The organism is Rhizobium sp. CRRU65 (assembly GCF_048551595.1).
GTDB lineage: Bacteria > Pseudomonadota > Alphaproteobacteria > Rhizobiales > Rhizobiaceae > Rhizobium > Rhizobium leguminosarum_J.
In genome coordinates, this window is the sequence record NZ_JBLYZH010000004.1 from 375,339 (window position 1) to 395,731 (window position 20,393).

General features: G+C 60.6%; 22 protein-coding genes and 3 tRNA genes. 20 read left to right on the forward strand and 5 right to left on the reverse strand.

Translation table 11 applies throughout. The features are described 5' to 3' along the window. Positions 1-69 precede the first annotated feature (69 nt). Entirely contained in the window at positions 70-1,056 is a 987-nt protein-coding gene (locus tag ACM5SV_RS10820; protein ID WP_017993617.1) for an aldo/keto reductase, read from the reverse strand. Positions 1,057-1,293: 237 nt separating this feature from the next. On the opposite strand from ACM5SV_RS10820, the gene ACM5SV_RS10825 reads away from it, so the two are divergent. Continuing rightward, on the forward strand, positions 1,294-1,695 hold the full coding sequence (locus tag ACM5SV_RS10825) for a cupin domain-containing protein (protein ID WP_012756954.1): 402 nt from the start codon (positions 1,294-1,296) through the stop codon (positions 1,693-1,695). A gap of 5 nt (positions 1,696-1,700) precedes the next feature. Here the strand turns inward: ACM5SV_RS10825 and ACM5SV_RS10830 are convergent, their stop codons facing one another. Next, entirely contained in the window at positions 1,701-2,306 is a 606-nt protein-coding gene (locus tag ACM5SV_RS10830) for a class I SAM-dependent methyltransferase (protein WP_011651366.1), read from the reverse strand. Positions 2,307-2,474: 168 nt separating this feature from the next. On the opposite strand from ACM5SV_RS10830, the gene ACM5SV_RS10835 reads away from it, so the two are divergent. Continuing rightward, a complete protein-coding gene (locus ACM5SV_RS10835) occupies positions 2,475-2,828 on the forward strand; it encodes a hypothetical protein (protein WP_017993619.1) in 354 nt (117 codons plus the stop codon). A gap of 130 nt (positions 2,829-2,958) precedes the next feature. Further along, positions 2,959-3,507, forward strand: a complete 549-nt coding sequence (locus tag ACM5SV_RS10840) for a glutathione peroxidase (RefSeq protein WP_012756956.1) — start codon at positions 2,959-2,961, stop codon at positions 3,505-3,507. Positions 3,508-3,618: 111 nt separating this feature from the next. Here ACM5SV_RS10840 and ACM5SV_RS10845 read toward each other — a convergent pair whose 3' ends face one another. From ACM5SV_RS10845 to ACM5SV_RS10855, 3 genes are all read right to left on the reverse strand, one after another. Further along, complete coding sequence (locus tag ACM5SV_RS10845; RefSeq protein WP_012756957.1) at positions 3,619-3,831, reverse strand: hypothetical protein; 213 nt, start codon at positions 3,829-3,831, stop codon at positions 3,619-3,621. A 317-nt stretch (positions 3,832-4,148) separates the two neighbouring features. Further along, complete coding sequence (locus ACM5SV_RS10850; RefSeq protein WP_012756958.1) at positions 4,149-4,547, reverse strand: hypothetical protein; 399 nt, start codon at positions 4,545-4,547, stop codon at positions 4,149-4,151. A 101-nt stretch (positions 4,548-4,648) separates the two neighbouring features. Next, positions 4,649-4,724: transfer RNA gene (locus tag ACM5SV_RS10855), tRNA-Val, on the reverse strand. Positions 4,725-5,127: 403 nt separating this feature from the next. On the opposite strand from ACM5SV_RS10855, the gene ACM5SV_RS10860 reads away from it, so the two are divergent. From ACM5SV_RS10860 to ACM5SV_RS10940, 17 genes are all read left to right on the forward strand, one after another. Beyond that, positions 5,128-5,204, forward strand: a tRNA-Asp gene (locus ACM5SV_RS10860). An 84-nt stretch (positions 5,205-5,288) separates the two neighbouring features. After that, positions 5,289-5,365: transfer RNA gene (locus tag ACM5SV_RS10865), tRNA-Asp, on the forward strand. A 246-nt stretch (positions 5,366-5,611) separates the two neighbouring features. Next, positions 5,612-5,977 (forward strand): NADH-quinone oxidoreductase subunit A, encoded by a 366-nt coding sequence (locus tag ACM5SV_RS10870; protein WP_010055493.1) that lies wholly within the window; start codon positions 5,612-5,614, stop codon positions 5,975-5,977. Continuing rightward, positions 5,968-6,552: a NuoB/complex I 20 kDa subunit family protein gene (locus ACM5SV_RS10875; protein ID WP_012756959.1), complete on the forward strand. Its 585-nt coding sequence runs from the start codon at positions 5,968-5,970 to the stop codon at positions 6,550-6,552. Before ACM5SV_RS10870 ends, ACM5SV_RS10875 begins: the two co-directional genes overlap by 10 nt. Before the next feature lie 18 nt (positions 6,553-6,570). Further along, positions 6,571-7,173 carry an NADH-quinone oxidoreductase subunit C gene (locus ACM5SV_RS10880; protein ID WP_222014279.1) on the forward strand — a complete coding sequence of 201 codons (603 nt, stop codon included), beginning with the start codon at positions 6,571-6,573 and terminating at the stop codon, positions 7,171-7,173. A 64-nt stretch (positions 7,174-7,237) separates the two neighbouring features. Beyond that, entirely contained in the window at positions 7,238-8,428 is a 1,191-nt protein-coding gene (locus ACM5SV_RS10885) for an NADH-quinone oxidoreductase subunit D (protein ID WP_012756960.1), read from the forward strand. Next, positions 8,428-8,700 carry a hypothetical protein gene (locus ACM5SV_RS10890; protein WP_012756961.1) on the forward strand — a complete coding sequence of 91 codons (273 nt, stop codon included), beginning with the start codon at positions 8,428-8,430 and terminating at the stop codon, positions 8,698-8,700. Before ACM5SV_RS10885 ends, ACM5SV_RS10890 begins: the two co-directional genes overlap by 1 nt. 16 nt (positions 8,701-8,716) lie before the next feature. Further along, positions 8,717-9,883, forward strand: a complete 1,167-nt coding sequence (locus ACM5SV_RS10895; protein ID WP_017993620.1) for an NADH-quinone oxidoreductase subunit E — start codon at positions 8,717-8,719, stop codon at positions 9,881-9,883. Between the two features lie 10 nt (positions 9,884-9,893). Beyond that, a complete protein-coding gene (gene nuoF / locus ACM5SV_RS10900) occupies positions 9,894-11,198 on the forward strand; it encodes an NADH-quinone oxidoreductase subunit NuoF (RefSeq protein WP_003547378.1) in 1,305 nt (434 codons plus the stop codon). A gap of 2 nt (positions 11,199-11,200) precedes the next feature. Next, on the forward strand, positions 11,201-11,881 hold the full coding sequence (locus ACM5SV_RS10905; RefSeq protein WP_222014278.1) for a 5' DNA nuclease: 681 nt from the start codon (positions 11,201-11,203) through the stop codon (positions 11,879-11,881). Positions 11,882-12,099: 218 nt separating this feature from the next. After that, positions 12,100-14,181, forward strand: coding sequence for an NADH-quinone oxidoreductase subunit NuoG (gene nuoG, locus ACM5SV_RS10910; protein ID WP_222014277.1), 2,082 nt, complete (start codon positions 12,100-12,102; stop codon positions 14,179-14,181). Positions 14,182-14,193: 12 nt separating this feature from the next. Then, positions 14,194-15,237 (forward strand): NADH-quinone oxidoreductase subunit NuoH, encoded by a 1,044-nt coding sequence (gene nuoH, locus ACM5SV_RS10915; protein WP_012756965.1) that lies wholly within the window; start codon positions 14,194-14,196, stop codon positions 15,235-15,237. 40 nt (positions 15,238-15,277) lie between these two features. Continuing rightward, the gene (nuoI, locus tag ACM5SV_RS10920) at positions 15,278-15,769 is read left to right on the forward strand and encodes an NADH-quinone oxidoreductase subunit NuoI (protein WP_003547385.1); all 492 of its coding nucleotides are present in this window, start codon (positions 15,278-15,280) and stop codon (positions 15,767-15,769) included. 145 nt (positions 15,770-15,914) lie between these two features. Continuing rightward, positions 15,915-16,529 carry an NADH-quinone oxidoreductase subunit J gene (locus ACM5SV_RS10925; protein WP_003547387.1) on the forward strand — a complete coding sequence of 205 codons (615 nt, stop codon included), beginning with the start codon at positions 15,915-15,917 and terminating at the stop codon, positions 16,527-16,529. A 23-nt stretch (positions 16,530-16,552) separates the two neighbouring features. After that, entirely contained in the window at positions 16,553-16,861 is a 309-nt protein-coding gene (gene nuoK / locus ACM5SV_RS10930) for an NADH-quinone oxidoreductase subunit NuoK (protein ID WP_003547388.1), read from the forward strand. 7 nt (positions 16,862-16,868) lie between these two features. Beyond that, positions 16,869-18,869: an NADH-quinone oxidoreductase subunit L gene (gene nuoL / locus ACM5SV_RS10935; protein WP_012756967.1), complete on the forward strand. Its 2,001-nt coding sequence runs from the start codon at positions 16,869-16,871 to the stop codon at positions 18,867-18,869. Continuing rightward, complete coding sequence (locus ACM5SV_RS10940; protein WP_017993623.1) at positions 18,869-20,380, forward strand: NADH-quinone oxidoreductase subunit M; 1,512 nt, start codon at positions 18,869-18,871, stop codon at positions 20,378-20,380. Before nuoL ends, ACM5SV_RS10940 begins: the two co-directional genes overlap by 1 nt. Positions 20,381-20,393: the final 13 nt, after the last annotated feature.

Consider the following 20,393-nt stretch of genomic DNA (forward strand, 5'->3'; position numbering starts at 1 on the left):
TGACGGTTCCACCACATGAAAATGGCCGGGTAAAACCCGGCCATTTTTTCGTTTCGGAGTATTGGATTCCTACCAGCGCTGATGCACATGCGGCGCGATCAGCCGCTCGTAGATCTCGCGCGTTGCGGCCATGACATCGGCCGAAAGCGGCGCAAGGTCGGCGGCGGCCGCGTTGGCCTTGGCCTGCTCGGCATTGCGGGCGCCGGGGATGACGACGGTGACGGCGTCGCTCATCAGGATCCAGCGGAGCGCGAAGGCAGCCATGGTCGCGCCCTCGGGCACCAGCTTGCGCACCTCTTCCACCGCCTGCAGGCCGACCTCGAAGGGAACGCCGGCAAAGGTCTCGCCGACATCGAAGGCTTCGCCGTTGCGGTTGAAATTGCGGTGGTCGTCGCTGGCAAAATGTGTGTCCCGGGTGATCTTGCCGGAGAGAAGACCGCTTGCGAGCGGCACACGGGCGATGATCGCCACATTCCTGCGGCGTGCTTCCTGGAAGAACAGATGGTCGGGGCGCTGGCGGAAGATGTTGTAGATGATCTGGATGCTGACGACGCCGGGATATTCGATTGCCTTCAGCCCGTCTTCGACTTTTTCGACGCTGACGCCGTAACCCTTGATCTTGCCGGCCTTCTGCAGCGCGTTCAGGCCCTCGAAGATCTCCGGCCGGTAAAGCGCGTCGCGCGGCGGGCAGTGGAGCTGCACGAGGTCGAGGCTGTCGACGGCAAGATTCGTCAGGCTGCGGTCGATAAAGCCTTCGAGATTAGCCTTTGTGTAGCCTTCGGCGACATGCGGGTTGAGGCGGCGGCCGGCCTTGGTGGCGACCATCGGCCGTTCACCGCCACGCGTCTTCAGCACGTCGGCGATGATCTTTTCCGAGCGGCCGTCGCCATAGACATCGGCCGTATCGATGAATGTCATGCCGGCATCGAGCGCGGCATTCAACGCCGCGCGTCCGTCCGCCTCGCTGATATCGCCCCAGGAGCCGCCGATCTGCCAGGCCCCGAAGCCGACATTGGTGACGGTGAAAGGCATGCGGCCAAAAGCATGGTGTTTCATGAAAAATCCTCCCTACAGCATGTCGCCCAGAAGTGTGTGGGGACAACGACATGCATAAAAACAAAGAGCCAAAGCGCGTCGGATGATTCAAGCAAGATGCGACGCACTGATGAAAGACAATGGCACTATCAGCCGGGTGACTTTGCGGCAATTGTCGATCCGGCTTTGATTGGTCGCCTCGATGAAATAACGTCGCGATATAAGGCTTCAACCGCAATGGATGGAAAAGGACAGATCATGGAGATCAAACCCGCCGGCTCTCGCCCCTCGACGAAGCCACCGGCCGATTATTTCACCGGCGCCGTTCGCCAGGATCCGCTGATGGAAACGCCGGCGCCGGCACGGGCGAGGGCGGTCTCCGTCACCTTCGAACCCGGCGCCCGCACGGCCTGGCATACGCACCCGCTCGGCCAGACGCTGATCGTGACATCAGGCAAGGGCCTCGCCCAGAGTTGGGGTGGGGACATCCGCGAGATCCGCGCCGGCGATACCGTCTGGTTCGCGCCGGGCGAAAAACACTGGCACGGTGCTGCCCCGGATACGGCGATGACGCATATCGCCATCCATGAAGCGCTGGACGGCAGCCACGTCGACTGGATGGAAAAGGTCAGCGACGAGCAATATTCCGGTAAAATTTGAGCTGATCAGAGTCGCTTCAGGCAATAGGAAAAATGCGCGTGCGATTCGACCGTCAGGAACTCGAATTGCCAGCCGTAATCCTTGCAGAACTTGGTGACCGCCTCGACGACGCCGTAGACGATCGGCTTGACCGTATTGCCGGTGCAGAAATCATGCCCGGCAATGCGCCCCGTCCGCTTCACTTTCTTTTCGCAGAGCAGCAGTTCCTGCCAGGTGAGCTCGAAGGAATGATCGGTATCGATATAGGCCCAGTCGAGGAAATCGTCCTCGAATTCGGCAAGCTTTTCGAGTGAGGTCCCTTGCATCAGGTGCAGCCGGCCGGCCTCGATCTCGGCCGCGAAATTCGTGTGGATCGAGTCGAGCCCGGAGCTGTAGCGATCCATCGACCAGGGATCGATGAGGTAGAGTTGCGCCGGGCGGTTCTTTTCCAGGATCTCCGCCGTATATTCGCCGAAGGCTGCTCCCACCTCGACGCCGATGCCGCCGTTCGGAATCCGATAGAGCAGCTCGCCGCGATCCGGCAGCAGACGGGCATTTTCCATGTGGTGGGCGCTGAGCGGGGTGCGCGGCATGCTCGCCCGGAGCGCCTGCCTTTCTTCACGTGTCTTCATCTCTGATCTCGGGATTGCGGGCGACTGACGGCGGCCCTGATGCGGTTTGACGGGATGGTAGGAGCAGCCGGCACCGATGACAACCGCATGACAGGAATTTGCTTCTTTCGAACAAACCGCTAAGTTCCATCTGTGAACTGACGAAAAAGCCTCGGGAGGAGCGATTTCATGAAACGCATGTGGCCTGAAGAATTCAACGCCATCATCAGCGGAGCTGAGGAGGTGATGTTGGAAACACCAGCCGAGGCCGGCGAAGCGCCGCTGCAGCGCAAGGCGCTGAAGGCGCGAATCACCATGCAGGATTACGAGCGGATCTGGCCGCTCGCCGAAATGCGCTTCCGGCTTGGCGAAAGAGATGGCAAGGCCATCACGCTGATCACCACCAATCCCCATTACCACGCCTGGCACCCGAAGGACGGCGGCAGCGTCGATTCCGTGTCGGACAGCGGCCGCCATTACAAGACGGATTATCTCGTCGTGCACTTCCTGCTCGATGACGTGAAGGAAACATCCCCCGCTTGATGTTGCTCAGATCCGGTGCCGGCCACGGCACCGGTCTTCTGTTGACGCCGAGTTGATCCCGCCGCTGATGACAACGGCGGCGATATCGCTAAGTTTGGCGAACCATATCCTTACGAAATTGGAGGTTCCCGTGACGGGCAATGTGCTGGATATCCCGGTCAAGACTGTGGATGGTCGTGAGACCGCGCTCAACGAATACAAGGGCAGAGTGCTCTTGGTCGTCAATGTCGCCTCGAAATGTGGGCTGACCGTCCAATATGAGGGGTTGGAAAAACTCTATGGGGAAAAGCGCGAGCGCGGCTTTGTCATCGCTGCCTTTCCCGCCAATGACTTCAAGGGCCAGGAGCCCGGCACCGACGCCGAGATCCTCGATTTCTGCACCAGCACCTACGACGTCACCTTCCCGATCTTCTCGAAGATCTCGGTCAAGGGCGAGGCCCAGCACCCGCTTTACCGGCAACTGACCAAGTCGGGCGTGAAGACGACGGGTGACGGACCAATGCGCGAACGCTTGAAATCCCATGGGCTGACCGGCGGAGATGAGGAAGACATCCTCTGGAACTTCGAAAAATTCCTGATCGGCCGCGACGGCAAAGTCGCCGCCCGATTCGCGCCGGATGTGACGGCGGATGATTCGCGGCTGGTTTCCGCTGTGGATAAAGAACTCGCGAAGGCATGAATGGAGGGCGATGAGCACCCACCGGACAGCGGGATGCTCATCGCTCCGATCACGCTCTCACATCTCAGTCGGAGAAAACGAGAAAGCGCATCCGGCGCCGTTCCAAGATCCTCAGATCCCAAGCACGGTCACAAGCGGGGGCGTAAAGTCCTTGAAGCCCACTCTCGGCCAGTCACACCTCTTGTCGAATTTCGTCTTTGGTTCGTGGCGCTGACATTGCGGATTCGTCTTGAATGCATATCCGGGCAGGGTGACGTATGTGGCGCTTGGCGCGCCAAGGGCAATCGCGATGCACAGCATCAATGCGGAGCGCAGGGTCCTCATGGCACACCTCCAGGCGTGATGAACCTTCAAGCGCGGAGACTTTCCGGGCCGCGAATATTCCCACTTTTGCCGGCCCCTATCCATTCGCCCAATAGGAGGTGGCGCGGCGGCCGGGAGTAGTCCGTTTTGGTAGAGCGCTGGCTTTTCAGGCGGCGGGCCGCATCTGAACTTGCCGGCGTGACGCCTTGCTGCGCTGGAACGTGTTGCCGAACGCTGCCTCGAATTCGTGGTCGACAGTCTCTGCAGATGTAGGTGAACGTGTGGGAGCCAACCCTGTCGCGAGGCCTCGTAGGAGGCGACGCATAGCGATCACGATGTCACATCTGCGTCAGAGAAAATGAGAAGGCGCATCGGGCGCCGCTCATAAATGAAACGCGGTTTTGGAAAAACGAAAACGTATATTCATCGCCGCTTTGACCGCTGTCTTTGAAAGACGCGGGGAATCGGCTGATTGTGCTTAAGACGCCGCGCTGGCTGGTTTTCTTGATTTCCAGGCTGCAGGCTGAATTGTCGGCATCGACCGAAAAATTAATCGGCAGATCTGACGGCATTCTCAGGAGATAGGTCCTGGCTTCACGCGCCGGGGTTTCTCCCGAGGTCGTGATCGTCTGGTTTGCGGCAGACAGGAAAACCTCTAGCGCCGGCTCTCTGGCAATGCACGGTGGCGCAGCCACGCTGGCGAGAAGCAGCGCAGAGATGATCGCAACGGTTTTCATGAGGTGTCTCCTGACGAAACACCTTGCGCAGATCGTGACCGGATTAGCGAGCTAATTCGGGAGCCTAAGTCTGATGAACAAGCAGCAGGAAGGTTTGGAAATGGTGGGCGATGACGGACTCGAACCGCCGACATCCTCGGTGTAAACGAGGCGCTCTACCAACTGAGCTAATCGCCCATCGCAAACGAAGCCGGATCGGCCTGCCGCGTTGGTGGCCGTGATCTATGCGGATCGCGGCAAAACCGCAAGAGTGTTTGTGAAGATTTTTTGATTTTTTTGGTGGTGTCCCGCGTCTTGCAATGCCGCTCAGGTTCGGCTCGGCTGTGGAAAAGTGAGGGGAGGGTGGCGAGCATCTTCGTTTCGAAGGCGCTGCGTCTGCGCCTGAGCATCGCTGCAGAAGACGGAAGTGCCGGCTTTTGTTCGTCTGGCACCCAACCCGCCGAAACAATTCGCGAACTGTCATGGTTTTGTCTCCAAACCTGCTTGACACTAAAAGGCGAACCCCGTAGTTAGCCGCTCATCGAAACGGGCAGCCGTTTTGGAGAGGGTGCTAGGGCATCCGGACTGCTTGAAATGAATTGCGGGTGTAGCTCAGTTGGTTAGAGTGCCGGCCTGTCACGCCGGAGGTCGCGGGTTCGAGCCCCGTCACTCGCGCCATTTCAAGTCTTGTAAAACGCAAATGCGATTTGTCGTTTGTCCGGTTGTCTTTATCCTCGCGGCCGCAAAATGGCCGATCAATGCGCGGGTGTAGCTCAGTCGGTTAGAGTGCCGGCCTGTCACGCCGGAGGTCGCGGGTTCGAGCCCCGTCACTCGCGCCATTTCTTCCGAAAGCCATGCAGTTTCCAATGGTCAGGCATGCAGGTTCAAACGGCTTGCACGGATTTGTCGCGACATCGTTGCATCTGCTTGATAATGTCCGCGCGACACGCGTCGAATTGCCTCTGTAAAAGTCTTGCGCCGGGGCCTCGGCTGCGCTAACCACGGCTTGTTGCAACGCACGTTCGCTTGCCGGGCATTTGCCCAAATGCGCCGCCTGGCGTCACCGGCAAGCAGGGATGAACATGATGACTGAACTGCTCAGTTCTTATATTCCGATCGCTATCTTCATTGCTATTGCGCTCGTCATCGGCCTGGCGCTGCTCATCGCGCCGTTCGCCGTGGCTTTCAAAGCGCCTGATTCGGAAAAGCTCTCGGCTTACGAATGCGGCTTCAACGCTTTCGATGACGCCCGCATGAAGTTCGACATCCGCTTTTACCTCGTGTCGATTCTCTTCATCATCTTCGATCTCGAAGTCGCCTTCCTCTTTCCCTGGGCCGTGTCTTTCGGTGCCATCGGCTGGTTCGGCTTCTGGTCAATGATGGTCTTCCTTCTCGTGCTGACCATCGGCTTTATCTATGAATGGAAGAAGGGAGCCCTGGAATGGGAGTAGCCCCTGTGAGCAATCAGCCGCTCGTCGCCCAGCAGCCGAAGGGGATCATCGATCCCTCGACCGGCAAGCCGGTCGGCAGCAACGACCCATTTTTCGGTGAGATCAACAACGAGCTCGCCGACAAGGGTTTTCTCGTCACCTCGACCGACGAACTGATCAACTGGGCCCGCACCGGCTCGCTGATGTGGATGACCTTCGGGCTTGCCTGCTGCGCCGTCGAAATGATGCAGCTGTCCATGCCGCGTTATGACGTCGAGCGCTTCGGTTTTGCGCCGCGCGCCTCGCCGCGCCAGTCCGACGTGATGATCGTCGCCGGCACGCTGACCAACAAGATGGCGCCGGCGCTGCGCAAGGTCTACGACCAGATGCCCGAGCCGCGTTATGTCATCTCGATGGGCTCCTGCGCCAATGGCGGCGGCTATTATCACTATTCCTATTCGGTGGTGCGCGGCTGTGACCGCATCGTGCCGATCGACATCTACGTGCCGGGCTGTCCCCCCACGGCAGAGGCGCTGCTTTACGGCGTGCTTCTGCTGCAGAAGAAGATCCGTCGTACCGGCACGATCGAACGCTAAGGGTTAAGGACAAGGCATATGAGTGAAGCCCTGACTGAGCTTGCGTCCTACCTTGGCGAAGCGCGCGGCAACCTGATCGCCGCATCGCAGATGAAGTATGGCGAACTGACGCTGACGACGACGGGTGAAAACCTGGTCGCACTTCTGACCTTCCTGCGCGACGACGCCAAATGCGGTTTCGTCAACCTGACCGATATTTGCGGCGTCGACTGGCCGCAGCGCGAGCTGCGTTTCGATGTCGTCTACCACCTGCTGTCGCCGAAGAAGAACCTGCGTATCCGCGTCAAGGTCGCAACGGATGAAGATACGCCGGTCCCGTCGGCCTGCCCCGTCTATCCGGGCGCCGACTGGTTCGAGCGCGAGACCTGGGACATGTACGGCGTGCTCTTCACCGGCCATCCGGACCTGCGTCGCATCCTGACCGACTACGGCTTCGAAGGTCATCCGCTGCGCAAGGATTTCCCGACCACCGGCTTCGTTGAAGTGCGCTACGACGACGCGGCAAAGCGCGTCGTCTACGAGCCGGTCGAGCTGAAGCAGGAATTCCGCAACTTCGACTTTATGTCGCCATGGGAAGGCACGGAGTATGTGCTGCCGGGCGACGAAAAAGCGAAGCAATAATTCAAGGTGGTTGGTGGGCTTAGCCCGCCATTCACTAGTTATCTGAGAACGCGAGCCCATCGCCATGACAGAACATAACGTCCGCAACTTCAATATCAATTTCGGACCGCAGCATCCGGCGGCGCACGGCGTTCTTCGTCTTGTCCTGGAGCTTGACGGCGAAATTGTGGAGCGTGTCGATCCGCATATCGGCCTTTTGCATCGCGGCACCGAGAAGCTGATCGAGACCAAGACCTATCTTCAGGCCGTGCCCTATTTCGATCGCCTCGACTACGTCGCACCGATGAACCAGGAACATGCCTATGCGATGGCCGTCGAAAAGCTGCTCGGCATCGAGATCCCGATTCGCGGCCAGCTGATCCGCGTTCTCTATTCGGAAATCGGCCGCATCCTGTCGCACCTTCTGAACGTCACGACGCAGGCCATGGACGTCGGCGCGCTGACGCCGCCGCTCTGGGGCTTCGAAGAGCGTGAAAAGCTGATGGTGTTCTACGAGCGCGCCAGCGGCTCGCGCATGCATGCCGCTTATATCCGTCCGGGCGGCGTCCACCAGGATCTGCCCGAACAGCTCGTGCAGGATATCGGCGCCTGGTGCGATCCGTTCCTGAAGGCGCTCGATGACATCGACAACCTGTTGACCGGCAACCGCATCTTCAAGCAGCGCAACGTCGATATCGGCGTCGTCTCGCTGGAGGAATGCTGGGCTTGGGGCTTCTCCGGCGTCATGGTGCGCGGTTCGGGTGCGGCCTGGGATCTGCGTCGCGCCCAGCCCTATGAATGTTATTCCGATCTCGAATTCGATATCCCGATCGGCAAGAATGGCGACAACTACGACCGTTATCTGATCCGCATGATCGAGATGCGCGAATCGGTCCGCATCATGAAGCAATGCGTCAACCGCCTGCTCTCGGATGCCAGGACCGGTCCTTTCTCGTCGATCGACGGCAAGGTCGTGCCGCCGAAGCGCGGCGAGATGAAGCGCTCGATGGAAGCGCTGATCCACCACTTCAAGCTCTACACCGAAGGCTACCATGTGCCGGCCGGCGAGGTTTACGCCGCCGTCGAGGCGCCGAAGGGCGAATTCGGTGTCTATCTCGTCTCCGACGGCACCAACAAGCCCTATCGCTGCAAGATCCGCGCGCCCGGTTATGCCCATCTGCAGGCGATGGACTTCATGTGCCGCGGCCACCAGCTTGCCGACGTCGCGGCCGTCCTCGGCTCGCTCGACATCGTCTTCGGCGAGGTGGATCGCTGATGCAGCTTCTGCCGCTGGCCGTCGTTATCCTTCTTTCGGCATCCGGGGTTTCGGCTCAGGAATCCGATAGCCTCGGCACGCCGCTCGGCCATAAGGAAGAGACGCCGCCGGCGCAGCAATCGTCCATGGGTGAGCTTTTGTCCAAGGGCTATCAGATCAAGGCTGCCATTCCGAACGGCAGCAAATTCGTAGTGTTTATGCAAAAAGACCAGTCGGCCTATGCCTGCGAAATGCAGTCTTTGACCGCTTCGCGGTGTGGAACCTTAAACTGACAAGGCGTGAGAAAGAATGTCCGTTCGTCGATTAGCCGAAGATCAATTTCAGCCTGCCGCATTCGCCTTCAGCGATGAGAATGCGGTCTGGGCGGACAAGACGATCCAGAAATACCCCGCCGGCCGCCAGCAATCGGCGGTCATTCCGCTGTTGATGCGGGCGCAGGAGCAGGACGGCTGGGTCACGCGCGCGGCGATCGAAAAGATCGCCGACATGCTTGATATGGCCTATATCCGCGTGCTCGAGGTCGCGACCTTCTATACGCAGTTCCAGCTGCATCCGGTTGGTACCCGCGCCCATGTCCAGGTCTGCGGTACGACGCCCTGCATGCTGCGCGGCTCGGAAGCGCTGATGTCGGTCTGCAAGAGCAAGATCCATGCCCATGCCTTCGAGCGCAATGCCGAAGGCACGCTATCCTGGGAAGAGGTCGAATGTCTCGGGGCCTGCGTCAACGCCCCGATGGTGATGATCGGCAAGGACACCTATGAAGACCTGACGCCCGCGCGTCTCGAAGAGATCATCGACGTCTTTGCCGCCGGCAATGGCGCCAGCATCAAGCCCGGCACCCAGATCGACCGGGTGTTTTCGGCGCCCGAAGGCGGCCTGACCTCGCTGACGACGGAAGAGCCGAAGGCAAGGACGCGTGCCAAGAAGGCCGATGCCGAAACCGTATCGGCTCCAGTCGACGCCGCGCCGGTTCCTCCCTCCGAGGCCGCCCGCCCGAAGAGCACCGATGCCGAGACCAATGCTGCCCTGAAGACTCCGGCGACGGCGCCGAAGGCGGCTGCGAAAAACGCAAAGGCAGCCGAGCAGCAGCCGATATCAGGCACGGCGGCTGCCGAACCGGCGCCGAAAGCTGCCGTCAAGGCTGAAGCCGCCTCGGCGGAAAAGCCTGCTCTGACCGACAAGAATCGGCCGGCCGGCATCGAAAAGCCCGCCGCACCTGATGATCTGAAGATGATCTCGGGTGTCGGCCCGAAGATCGAGGCGACGTTGAACGAAATCGGCATCTTCACCTTCGCGCAGGTCGCAGGCTGGAAGAAGGCCGAACGCGAATGGGTCGATGGCTATTTGAATTTCCGCGGCCGCATCGAACGCGATGACTGGGTCAAGCAGGCCAAGGCGCTCGCCAAGGGCGGGGAAGCGGAATATATCAAGGTCTTCGGCAAGAAGCCGCGGTAAGAGGTGAAGCATGTTACAAGATAAAGACCGCATCTTTACCAACATCTACGGCCTCAAGGACAAATCCCTGAAGGGCGCGATGAGTCGCGGCCACTGGGACGGCACCAAGCAGATCCTCGAAAAGGGCCGCGACTGGATCATCAATGAGATGAAGGCGTCAGGCCTTCGCGGTCGTGGTGGCGCCGGTTTCCCGACCGGCCTCAAATGGTCCTTCATGCCGAAGGAAAGCGACGGCCGGCCGCATTATCTCGTCGTCAACGCCGACGAATCCGAGCCTGGCACCTGCAAAGACCGCGACATCATGCGCCACGATCCGCATACGCTGATCGAAGGCTGCGTCATCGCGAGTTTCGCGATGGGCGCCAATGCGGCTTACATCTACGTGCGCGGCGAATATATCCGCGAGCGCGAAGCGCTGCAGGCGGCGATCGACGAATGCTATGATTATGGCCTGCTCGGCAAGAACAACAAGCTCGGCTGGGACATGGATATCTTCGTCCATCACGGCGCCGGCGCCTATATTTGCGGCGAGGAAACCGCGCTGCTCGAAAGCCTTGAAGGCAAGAAGGGCCAGCCGCGTCTGAAGCCGCCGTTCCCGGCCAATATGGGTCTCTACGGCTGCCCGACGACGGTCAACAACGTCGAATCGATCGCTGTTGCGCCGACCATCCTGCGCCGCGGCGCCGGCTGGTTCTCGGCCATCGGCCGTCCGAACAATGTCGGCACCAAGCTGTTCATGCTCTCCGGCCACGTCAACAAGCCGTGCACGGTTGAAGAGGAAATGGGCATCACCTTCCGCGAACTGGTCGACCGCCATGCCGGCGGCATTCGCGGCGGCTGGGATAACCTGCTTGCCGTCATTCCAGGCGGGGCATCCTGCCCGATCGTTCCGGCCAAGGACATCATCGATTGCCCGATGGATTTCGACGGCCTGCGCGGCGTCGGCTCTTCCTTCGGTACGGCCGCCGCGATAGTCATGGACAAGTCCACCGACGTCATCAAGGCGATCGCCCGTATCTCCGCCTTCTTCAAGCATGAGAGCTGCGGCCAGTGCACGCCCTGCCGCGAAGGCACGGGCTGGATGTGGCGTGTGATGGAGCGCATGGCCAAGGGCAATGCCCAGAAGCGCGAAATCGACATGCTGTTCCAGGTGACGAAGCAGATCGAAGGCCACACCATTTGTGCGCTCGGCGATGCCGCGGCATGGCCGGTGCAGGGTCTGATCCGTAACTTCCGTCCCGAGATCGAAAAGCGCATCGACCAGTATACGGCGAGCGCGCTTGATCACGGTGCGGTTCTGGAGGCGGCTGAATAATCATGGCGGACAACGCATCCAAGAGTGGGAAGAAGGAAGAAGTCGCCGATTTCGCGGCCGGTTTCGGCCGTCTAGCCGCCGAGATGCTGGAAAATGCACGGGCGATGCCGGTGCATCCGCTGATGGCGCAGCCCGCGGCAGCCTTTGCCGCCGCAACGGCGATCGGCTTTGGTTTCTCGACCCAGATGGCCGGCGCTTTCTTCGGTGCCTGGCAGAGCGCCCTGGAAACGACCGGCAAGGTCGCCGCCGCCCTCGATGACACGCCGCCGGACAAACTGAAGCCCGATGTCGATATCCGGCCGGAGAATATTCGCTCGGAGGTCAAGGCTTTCACCAAGCCGCCGGCCGACAAGAAGGCAAGGCCGACATTGACTGTCGTCAAGCCGGTCAGCGAGTCGATCCCACCCAGCCAAACGAAGACCAGCCAGCCAAAGCCGGCGGTGAAGGCAAAACCGGTTGCGCGGGGGAAGGCCGACGATCTCAAGCTGATTGCCGGCATCGGCCCGAAGCTGGAGCAGGTGCTGAACGCCAAGGGCGTTCGCAGCTTTGCCGAGATCGCTGCCTGGACCGACGAGGAAATCGCCGGGTTCGACGCTGAACTCGGCTTCAACGGCCGCATCGGCCGTGACGACTGGACCGGCCAGGCGAAAGTTCTGGCGGGGCGGAGCCGCAGAAAGAAATGAACTATCCGGCCGTGTCGATCGGCCGGAAAGATGGGCAGGTCGGCGGACGGGCGGGGGCCTGAAGATGCCGGTGCGGGTTCCGGATCTGGAATGCGCGACAGAGAATTTGGGCGACATCAGATGTCGGCAGGACGAAAGATCCGGCTTGGCAATGAGAGTGTTGCAAAAATAGGTTTGTTTGCCGTCATCAGGCAAACGGGAAACAGGACTGAGCGACGATGGCAAAACTGAGGATTGACGGCAACGAGATCGAAGTTCCGGATCATTTCACGCTATTGCAGGCGTGCGAGGATGCCGGTGCCGAGGTTCCGCGCTTCTGCTTCCATGAGCGCCTGTCGGTTGCCGGCAATTGCCGCATGTGCCTTGTCGAGGTGAAGGGCGGCCCGCCGAAGCCGCAGGCTTCCTGCGCCATGAGCGTGCGCGACATCCGCGGCGGCCCGAACGGCGAACTGCCTGAGGTTTTCACCAACACCCCGATGGTCAAGAAGGCCCGCGAAGGTGTGATGGAATTCCTGCTGATCAACCATCCGCTCGATTGCCCGATCTGCGACCAGGGCGGCGAATGCGACCTGCAGGACCAGGCGATGGCCTTCGGCATAGACACCTCGCGCTATCAGGAAGACAAGCGCGCCGTCGAGGACAAGTATATCGGCCCGCTCGTCAAGACGGTGATGAACCGCTGCATCCACTGCACGCGCTGCGTCCGCTTCACCACCGAGGTCGCCGGCATTTCCGAACTCGGCCTGATCGGCCGCGGCGAGGATGCCGAGATCACCACCTATCTCGAACAGGCGATGACCTCCGAGCTGCAGGGCAACGTCGTCGACCTTTGCCCGGTTGGCGCACTCACCTCGAAGCCCTTCGCCTTCACCGCGCGCCCGTGGGAATTGAACAAGACCGAATCGATCGACGTCATGGACGCCGTCGGTTCGGCAATCCGCGTCGACACTCGCGGCCGTGAGGTCATGCGCATCCTGCCGCGCGTCAATGAAGCGATCAACGAGGAGTGGATCTCCGATAAGAGCCGCTTCATCTGGGACGGCCTTAAGACCCAGCGCCTCGACCGGCCCTATGTTCGCCGCGACGGCCGCCTGCAGCCCGCCACCTGGGCCGAAGCCTTCGGCGTAATCAAGGCCGCCGTCGGCGCCACCTCGGGCGACAAGATCGGCGCGATATCAGGCGACCTCGCTTCCGTCGAGGAAATGTATGCGCTCTCCGAACTGGTGAAGTCGCTGGGGTCGGTCAATCTCGACTGTCGCCAGGATGGGGCGGCACTCGATCCGTCGCTCGGCCGTTCTAGCTACCTGTTCAACCCGACGATCTCGGGCATCGACCAGGCCGACGCGCTGTTGATCATCGGCGCCAATCCGCGCTTCGAGGCAGCCATCCTCAACGCCCGCATCCGCAAGCGCTGGCGCCGCGGCAAGTTCCCGATCGGCGTCATCGGCGAGCGTGCTGAACTGCGCTACAGCTATGATTACCTCGGCGGCGGTCCCGACACGCTGAAGGATCTGGTCGACGGTACCCACGCCTTCGCGGACGTGCTGAAGAATGCCGCCAAGCCGATGATCATCATCGGCCAGGGTGCGCTGGCGCGCACCGACGGCGCCGGCGTTCTCGCCAGTGCTGCCAAGCTCGCCGGCTCGGTCGCCGTGGTCGCCGAAGGCTGGAACGGCTTTGCCGTCCTCCATACCGCTGCCTCGCGCGTCGGCGGTCTCGACCTCGGCTTCGTGCCGGGCGCCAAGGGCGTCAATGCCGCCGAGATGCTGACGGCGATGGACGTGCTCTTCCTGCTCGGTGCCGACGAACTCGACTTCACCGCCAAGAAGGCCAAGCTCACCGTCTATATCGGCTCGCATGGCGATAACGGCGCGCACCATGCCGACGTCATCCTGCCGGCGGCAGCCTATACCGAAAAGTCCGGCACCTGGGTCAACACCGAAGGCCGCGTCCAGATGGGCAACCGCGCAGGTTTTGCGCCGGGTGATGCCCGCGAGGACTGGGCGATCATCCGCGCCCTTTCCGACGTGCTCGGCAAGAAGCTTCCCTTCGATTCGCTCAGCGAATTGCGTGTCCGGCTCTATGCCGCTTTCCCGCATTTCGCTGCCATCGACGAGATCGCCGAAACCGATAGCGCCCAAATTGCCGCAGTTGCGAAAAAAGCCGGCAAGATGAACAAATCCGGGTTTGCGTCGCCGGTGAAAGACTTCTATTTGACGAACCCGATAGCGCGTGCCTCGGCTGTCATGGCGGAGTGCTCGGCATTGGCCCGCAACAACTTCAAAGTCGCGGCAGAGTAAGGGCAGGGGACTATGGATTCTTTCTTTTCGACCTATGTCTGGCCGGCGATCATCATGATCGGTCAGTCGCTGCTGCTTCTCGTCTGCCTGCTCGTCTTCATCGCCTATGTACTGCTCGCCGACCGCAAGATCTGGGCGGCCGTGCAACTGCGCCGCGGCCCGAACGTCGTCGGTCCCTTCGGCCTGTTCCAGTCCTTCGCCGACCTTTTGAAGTTCGTCTTCAAGGAACCGGTCATTCCGGCCGGCGCCAACAAGGCGGTGTTCCTGCTTGCCCCGCTGGTGACGGTGCTTCTGGCGCTGTCCACCTGGGCGGTGGTGCCGCTGGCCGACGGATGGGTGATCGCCAACATCAATGTCGGCATCCTCTATATTTTCGCGATCTCCTCGCTCGAGGTTTACGGCATCATCATGGGCGGCTGGGCTTCGAACTCGAAGTATCCGTTCCTCGGCGCGCTGCGCTCGGCGGCGCAAATGGTGTCCTATGAAGTCTCGATCGGCTTCGTCATCGTCACCGTGCTTCTCTGCGTCGGCTCGCTGAACCTGACCGATATCGTCAATGCGCAGCATACCGGCCTCGGCACCATGCTCGGCCTGCCGGCGTCGTTCCTCGACTGGCACTGGCTGTCGCTCTTCCCGATGTTCATCATCTTCTTCATTTCGGCGCTCGCCGAAACGAACCGCCCGCCCTTCGACCTCCCGGAAGCCGAATCGGAACTCGTCGCCGGCTTCATGGTCGAATACGGCTCCTCGCCATACATGATGTTCATGCTCGGCGAATATGCGGCCGTCTGCCTGATGTGCGCGCTGACGACGATCCTCTTCCTCGGCGGCTGGCTGCCCCCGGTCGATATCTGGATCCTCAACTGGGTCCCAGGCATCATCTGGTTCACGCTGAAGGCCTGCCTGGTGTTCTTCATGTTCGCGATGGTCAAGGCCTTCGTTCCGCGCTACCGCTACGATCAGCTCATGCGCCTCGGCTGGAAGGTATTCCTGCCGCTGTCGCTCGCCATGGTCGTCATCGTTGCATTCGTGCTGAAACTGATGGGTTGGGCATGATCATGCCCACTCTCGTTTCCGGCAAAATTGGAGGTTGAAGATGGCAAGCTTGTCCGGCTCCATCAGCTCGCTGTTTCTCAAGGAATTCGTCGGCGCGTTCTTTCTGTCGATGCGCTATTTCTTCCGCCAGAAGGCGACGATCAACTATCCCTTCGAAAAGGGTCCGGTTTCCCCGCGTTTCCGCGGCGAGCATGCGTTGCGCCGTTATCCGAACGGCGAAGAACGCTGCATCGCCTGCAAGCTCTGCGAGGCGATCTGTCCTGCCCAGGCGATCACCATCGAGGCCGGTCCGCGCCGCAATGATGGCACGCGCCGCACGGTGCGCTACGACATCGACATGGTGAAGTGCATCTATTGCGGCTTCTGCCAGGAAGCCTGCCCGGTCGACGCGATCGTCGAAGGCCCGAATTTCGAATTTGCGACGGAAACCCGCGAAGAGCTCTACTTCGACAAGGCGCGGCTTCTGGACAACGGAGACCGGTGGGAGCGCGAAATCGCTCGCAACATCGCGATCGACTCGCCGTACCGCTGATTGAGATTTTGAAATGCCGCGGTGGAGCGCAGTTGCTCCTGTCGCGGTCAATATGCACAGGAGCTTTTGCCGGTTAGCGCCAGCGAAAGCTCCATCGGGCAGGGAAACTCCCGGCTGCCCGGGGGAAGATGAAAAAGGCACCAACATGGGTCTGCAGGCTCTATTTTTCTATCTTTTCGCCTTTGTCGCGGTGGCGTCGGCGTTCATGGTTATCTGGGCGAAGAACCCGGTTCACTCGGTTCTGTTCCTGATCCTGGTGTTCTTCAATGCGGCTGGCCTCTTCCTGCTGCTCGGTGCCGAATTCCTGGCGATGATCCTGCTTGTCGTCTATGTCGGCGCCGTCGCCGTCCTCTTCCTCTTCGTGGTGATGATGCTCGATATCGACTTCACCGAACTGAGGGCCGGCGTTCTCGAATATGCGCCGATCGGCGGGCTGATCGGGGTGATCCTCGCAGCCGAGCTGATCGTCGTCATCGGCGGCAGCGTCATCTCGCCTGAGATCGCCAAATCAGTCGCCATGCCGATCCCGGCGCTAAGCGAGCGCACCAATACGGCCGCCCTCGGCGACGTGCTCTACACTAACTACGTCTATTTCTTCCAGATCGCCGGTCTGGTGCTTCTGGTCGCCATGATCGGTGCGATCGTGCTGACGTTGAGACACCGCACCAACATCAAGCGGCAGAATATTCCCAGGCAGGTTGCCCGCACGCCCGCCACCGCCGTCGAGGTGGTTTCGGTCAAGCCCGGGCAGGGCGTCTAAAGGCAGGTCAAGGAACAAAGAACATGGTCATCGGACTTTCCCACTACCTGACGGTCAGCGCCATCCTCTTCACGCTCGGCGTCTTCGGCATCTTCCTGAACCGGAAGAACGTCATCGTCATCCTGATGTCGATCGAACTGATCCTGCTCGCCGTCAACATCAACATGGTCGCCTTCTCCTCCTTCCTGAACGACATCGTCGGCCAGGTCTTCGCGCTGTTCATCCTGACGGTCGCGGCTGCCGAAGCGGCGATCGGTCTTGCAATTCTCGTTGTCTTCTACCGCAACCGCGGCTCGATCGCGGTCGAAGACGTCAATATGATGAAGGGCTGAGTGGCTCATGTTCCTCTATAAGGCTATCGTCTTTCTTCCCTTGATCGGTGCGATCGTCGCCGGCCTTTTCGGCCGCGCCATCGGCGCCAAGGCTTCGGAATATGTCACCAGCGGCCTGATGATCATCGCCGCCATCCTGTCTTGGGTCGTCTTCTTCACCGTCGGCATGGGTCATGCCGAAGGCGGCCCGATCAAGGTCGAGGTGCTGCGCTGGATCCAGTCCGGCGGCATCGACGTCTCGTGGTCGCTGCGCGTGGATACGCTGACCTCCGTCATGCTGATCGTCGTCAACACGGTCTCGACGCTGGTGCATGTCTATTCGATCGGCTACATGCATACCGATCCGCATCGCCCGCGCTTCTTCGCCTATCTCTCGCTCTTCACCTTCGCCATGCTGATGCTGGTGACCGCTGACAACCTTGCCCAGATGTTCTTCGGCTGGGAAGGCGTCGGTCTCGCCTCCTATCTGCTGATCGGCTTCTGGTTCAAGAAGCCGTCGGCGACGGCCGCGGCGATGAAGGCCTTCATCGTCAACCGCGTCGGCGACTTCGGCTTCGTGCTCGGCATTGCCGGCGTCTTCGTGCTGTTCGGCTCGATCAACCTCGACACGATCTTCGCCAATGCCTCGAACTTCGCCCCGCATGAAGGCGGCGGCGAAGCGGGCGAGGTGATCCTCAATCTCTTCGGCATGCAGCTCGACAAGGCGCATGCGCTGACCGGCATCTGCCTGCTGCTCTTCATGGGCGCGATGGGCAAGTCGGCGCAGTTCCTGCTGCACACCTGGCTGCCTGACGCCATGGAAGGCCCGACCCCGGTCTCGGCCCTCATCCATGCCGCCACCATGGTCACCGCCGGCGTCTTCCTCGTCGCCCGCATGTCGCCGCTCTTCGAATTGTCGCCGGATGCGCTGGTTGTCGTCACCGTGATCGGCGCGATCACCGCCTTCTTCGCGGCAACCGTCGGCCTGGTGCAGAACGACATCAAGCGCGTCATCGCCTATTCCACCTGCTCGCAGCTCGGCTACATGTTCGTAGCGCTCGGGGTAGGGGCCTATGGCGCGGCGATCTTCCATCTTTTCACGCACGCCTTCTTCAAGGCGCTGCTCTTCCTCTGCGCCGGCTCGGTCATCCATGCCGTCGATGGTGAGCAGGACATGCGCTACATGGGCGGCCTGCGGCCGCACATCAAGGTGACGTTCTGGATGATGATCATCGGCACGCTGGCGATCACCGGCGTCGGCATTCCCTTCACGCCGATCGGCTTCGCTGGCTTCTTCTCCAAGGACGTGATCATCGAGGCGACCTATGCATCGCATTCGCCGGTCTCGGGCTTTGCCTTCTCACTGCTGGTCATCGCGGCTCTGTTCACCAGCTTCTATTCCTGGCGCCTGATCTTCATGACCTTCTTCGGCAAGCCACGCGCCTCGCACGAGGTGATGCACCACGTGCATGAGTCGCCGCAGGTCATGCTTGTGCCGCTCTATCTGCTGGCGATCGGCGCAGTGCTTGCTGGCGTGATCTTTGAAGGCCGGTTCTACGGCGAGGAATATGCCGAGTTCTGGAAGGGGGCGCTCTTTACCGGCGCCGAGAACGAACTGGTCGAAGAGTTCCACCATGTTCCGGCGCTCGTGGCTTTGAGCCCGTTCATCGCCATGGTGCTCGGTTTCGTCACCGCCTGGTACATGTATATCCGCTCGCCGCAGACGCCGCGCATCCTGGCGCAGCAGCACCGCGTGCTCTACCAGTTCCTGTTGAACAAGTGGTATTTCGACGAACTCTACGACTTCCTCTTCGTCCGCTCCGCCAAGGCGCTCGGCCGCTTCCTGTGGAAGAAAGGTGATGTCGGAGTCATCGATACCTATGGCCCGAACGGCGTCGCCGCTCGCGTCGTCGCCGTCACTGATCGCGTGGTCCGCCTGCAGACCGGTTACCTCTATCACTACGCCTTCGCCATGCTGATCGGCATTGCGGCGCTCGTTACCTGGATGATGCTCGGGAGTTCCTTCTGATGACCGATTGGCCTATTCTTTCAACGGTCACCTTCCTGCCGCTCGTCGGCGTGGTGCTCCTGCTATTGATGAACGGCGAGAGCGAAACCGGCCGGAAGAACGTGCTGTGGATCTCGCTGATCACTACCGTCTTCACCTTCGTCGTCTCGCTCTTCATCTGGATCGGCTTCGACAATGCTAATCCGGGCTTCCAGATGCTCGAGAAGCATGACTGGCTCGGCACCGGCATTGGCTACCACCTCGGCGTCGACGGCATCTCGATGCTGTTCGTCATCCTGTCGACCTTCCTCATGCCCTTCTGTGTGCTGGCGAGCTGGCTCTCGATCGAGAAGCGCCTGAAGGAATACATGATCGCCTTCCTCATCCTCGAAACGATGATGATCGGCGTCTTCGTTTCGCTCGATATCGTGCTCTTCTACGTCTTCTTCGAGGCGGGCCTCATTCCGATGTTCCTGATCATCGGCGTCTGGGGCGGCAAGGACCGCGTCTATGCGAGCTACAAGTTCTTCCTCTATACGCTGCTCGGCTCGGTGCTGATGCTGCTCGCCATCATGGCGATGTACTGGCAGGCCGGCACGACCGATATCACCGCGCTGCTCGCCTACAAGTTCCCGCCGGCGCTGCAGACCTGGTTATGGCTTGCCTTCTTCGCCTCCTTCGCGGTGAAGATGCCGATGTGGCCGGTCCATACCTGGCTTCCCGATGCCCACGTTCAGGCGCCGACGGCTGGCTCGGTAATCCTGGCCGGTGTGCTGCTGAAGCTCGGCGGCTACGGTCTCATCCGCTTCTCGCTCGGAATGTTCCCGGTGGCGTCCGATTATTTCGCGCCACTGGTTTTCGCACTGTCTGTGATCGCCATCATCTACACCTCTCTGGTGGCGATGATGCAGGACGATATCAAAAAGCTGATCGCCTATTCCTCGGTGGCGCACATGGGCTATGTGACCATGGGCATCTTTGCCGCCAACATGCAGGGTGTTCAGGGGTCGATCTTCCAGATGCTCTCGCACGGCATCGTCTCCGGCGCGCTCTTCCTCTGCGTCGGCGTCGTCTACGATCGCACCCATACCCGCGAGATCAACGCCTATGGCGGCCTCGTCAACAACATGCCGAAATATGCCGTGGCGATGATGGTCTTCACCATGGCCAATGTCGGGCTTCCCGGCACGTCGGGCTTCGTCGGCGAATTCCTGACGCTGATCGGTGTCTTCCGCGTCAACACCTGGGTAGCGCTCTTTGCCGCCACCGGCGTCATCCTCTCGGCTGCCTACGCGCTCTGGCTTTATCGCCGGGTGATCTTCGGCGCGCTGGAGAAGGAAAAGCTGAAGGCGCTGCTCGATCTTTCTCCACGCGAGCAGCTGATCCTTTACCCTCTGGTCGCGCTGACCATCTTCTTCGGCGTTTATCCGGCTCCGGTCTTCGATGCGACGGCCGCCTCGGTGGATCTGCTGGTCAACAACTACACGGCCGCCGTGCACGCAGCGCAGAATGTTGCGCTGTCTATGAAATGATGACGGGACTTAT

Coding starts and splice junctions, on each gene's coding strand:
- ACM5SV_RS10820 (WP_017993617.1), bottom strand. CDS start 1,056: ATGAAACACCATGCTTTTGGCCGCATGCCTTTCACCGTCACCAATGTC.
- ACM5SV_RS10825 (WP_012756954.1), top strand. CDS start 1,294: ATGGAGATCAAACCCGCCGGCTCTCGCCCCTCGACGAAGCCACCGGCC.
- ACM5SV_RS10830 (WP_011651366.1), bottom strand. CDS start 2,306: ATGAAGACACGTGAAGAAAGGCAGGCGCTCCGGGCGAGCATGCCGCGC.
- ACM5SV_RS10835 (WP_017993619.1), top strand. CDS start 2,475: ATGAAACGCATGTGGCCTGAAGAATTCAACGCCATCATCAGCGGAGCT.
- ACM5SV_RS10845 (WP_012756957.1), bottom strand. CDS start 3,831: ATGAGGACCCTGCGCTCCGCATTGATGCTGTGCATCGCGATTGCCCTT.
- ACM5SV_RS10850 (WP_012756958.1), bottom strand. CDS start 4,547: ATGAAAACCGTTGCGATCATCTCTGCGCTGCTTCTCGCCAGCGTGGCT.
- ACM5SV_RS10870 (WP_010055493.1), top strand. CDS start 5,612: ATGACTGAACTGCTCAGTTCTTATATTCCGATCGCTATCTTCATTGCT.
- ACM5SV_RS10875 (WP_012756959.1), top strand. CDS start 5,968: ATGGGAGTAGCCCCTGTGAGCAATCAGCCGCTCGTCGCCCAGCAGCCG.
- ACM5SV_RS10880 (WP_222014279.1), top strand. CDS start 6,571: ATGAGTGAAGCCCTGACTGAGCTTGCGTCCTACCTTGGCGAAGCGCGC.
- ACM5SV_RS10885 (WP_012756960.1), top strand. CDS start 7,238: ATGACAGAACATAACGTCCGCAACTTCAATATCAATTTCGGACCGCAG.
- ACM5SV_RS10890 (WP_012756961.1), top strand. CDS start 8,428: ATGCAGCTTCTGCCGCTGGCCGTCGTTATCCTTCTTTCGGCATCCGGG.
- ACM5SV_RS10895 (WP_017993620.1), top strand. CDS start 8,717: ATGTCCGTTCGTCGATTAGCCGAAGATCAATTTCAGCCTGCCGCATTC.
- nuoF (WP_003547378.1), top strand. CDS start 9,894: ATGTTACAAGATAAAGACCGCATCTTTACCAACATCTACGGCCTCAAG.
- ACM5SV_RS10905 (WP_222014278.1), top strand. CDS start 11,201: ATGGCGGACAACGCATCCAAGAGTGGGAAGAAGGAAGAAGTCGCCGAT.
- nuoG (WP_222014277.1), top strand. CDS start 12,100: ATGGCAAAACTGAGGATTGACGGCAACGAGATCGAAGTTCCGGATCAT.
- nuoH (WP_012756965.1), top strand. CDS start 14,194: ATGGATTCTTTCTTTTCGACCTATGTCTGGCCGGCGATCATCATGATC.
- nuoI (WP_003547385.1), top strand. CDS start 15,278: ATGGCAAGCTTGTCCGGCTCCATCAGCTCGCTGTTTCTCAAGGAATTC.
- ACM5SV_RS10925 (WP_003547387.1), top strand. CDS start 15,915: ATGGGTCTGCAGGCTCTATTTTTCTATCTTTTCGCCTTTGTCGCGGTG.
- nuoK (WP_003547388.1), top strand. CDS start 16,553: ATGGTCATCGGACTTTCCCACTACCTGACGGTCAGCGCCATCCTCTTC.
- nuoL (WP_012756967.1), top strand. CDS start 16,869: ATGTTCCTCTATAAGGCTATCGTCTTTCTTCCCTTGATCGGTGCGATC.
- ACM5SV_RS10940 (WP_017993623.1), top strand. CDS start 18,869: ATGACCGATTGGCCTATTCTTTCAACGGTCACCTTCCTGCCGCTCGTC.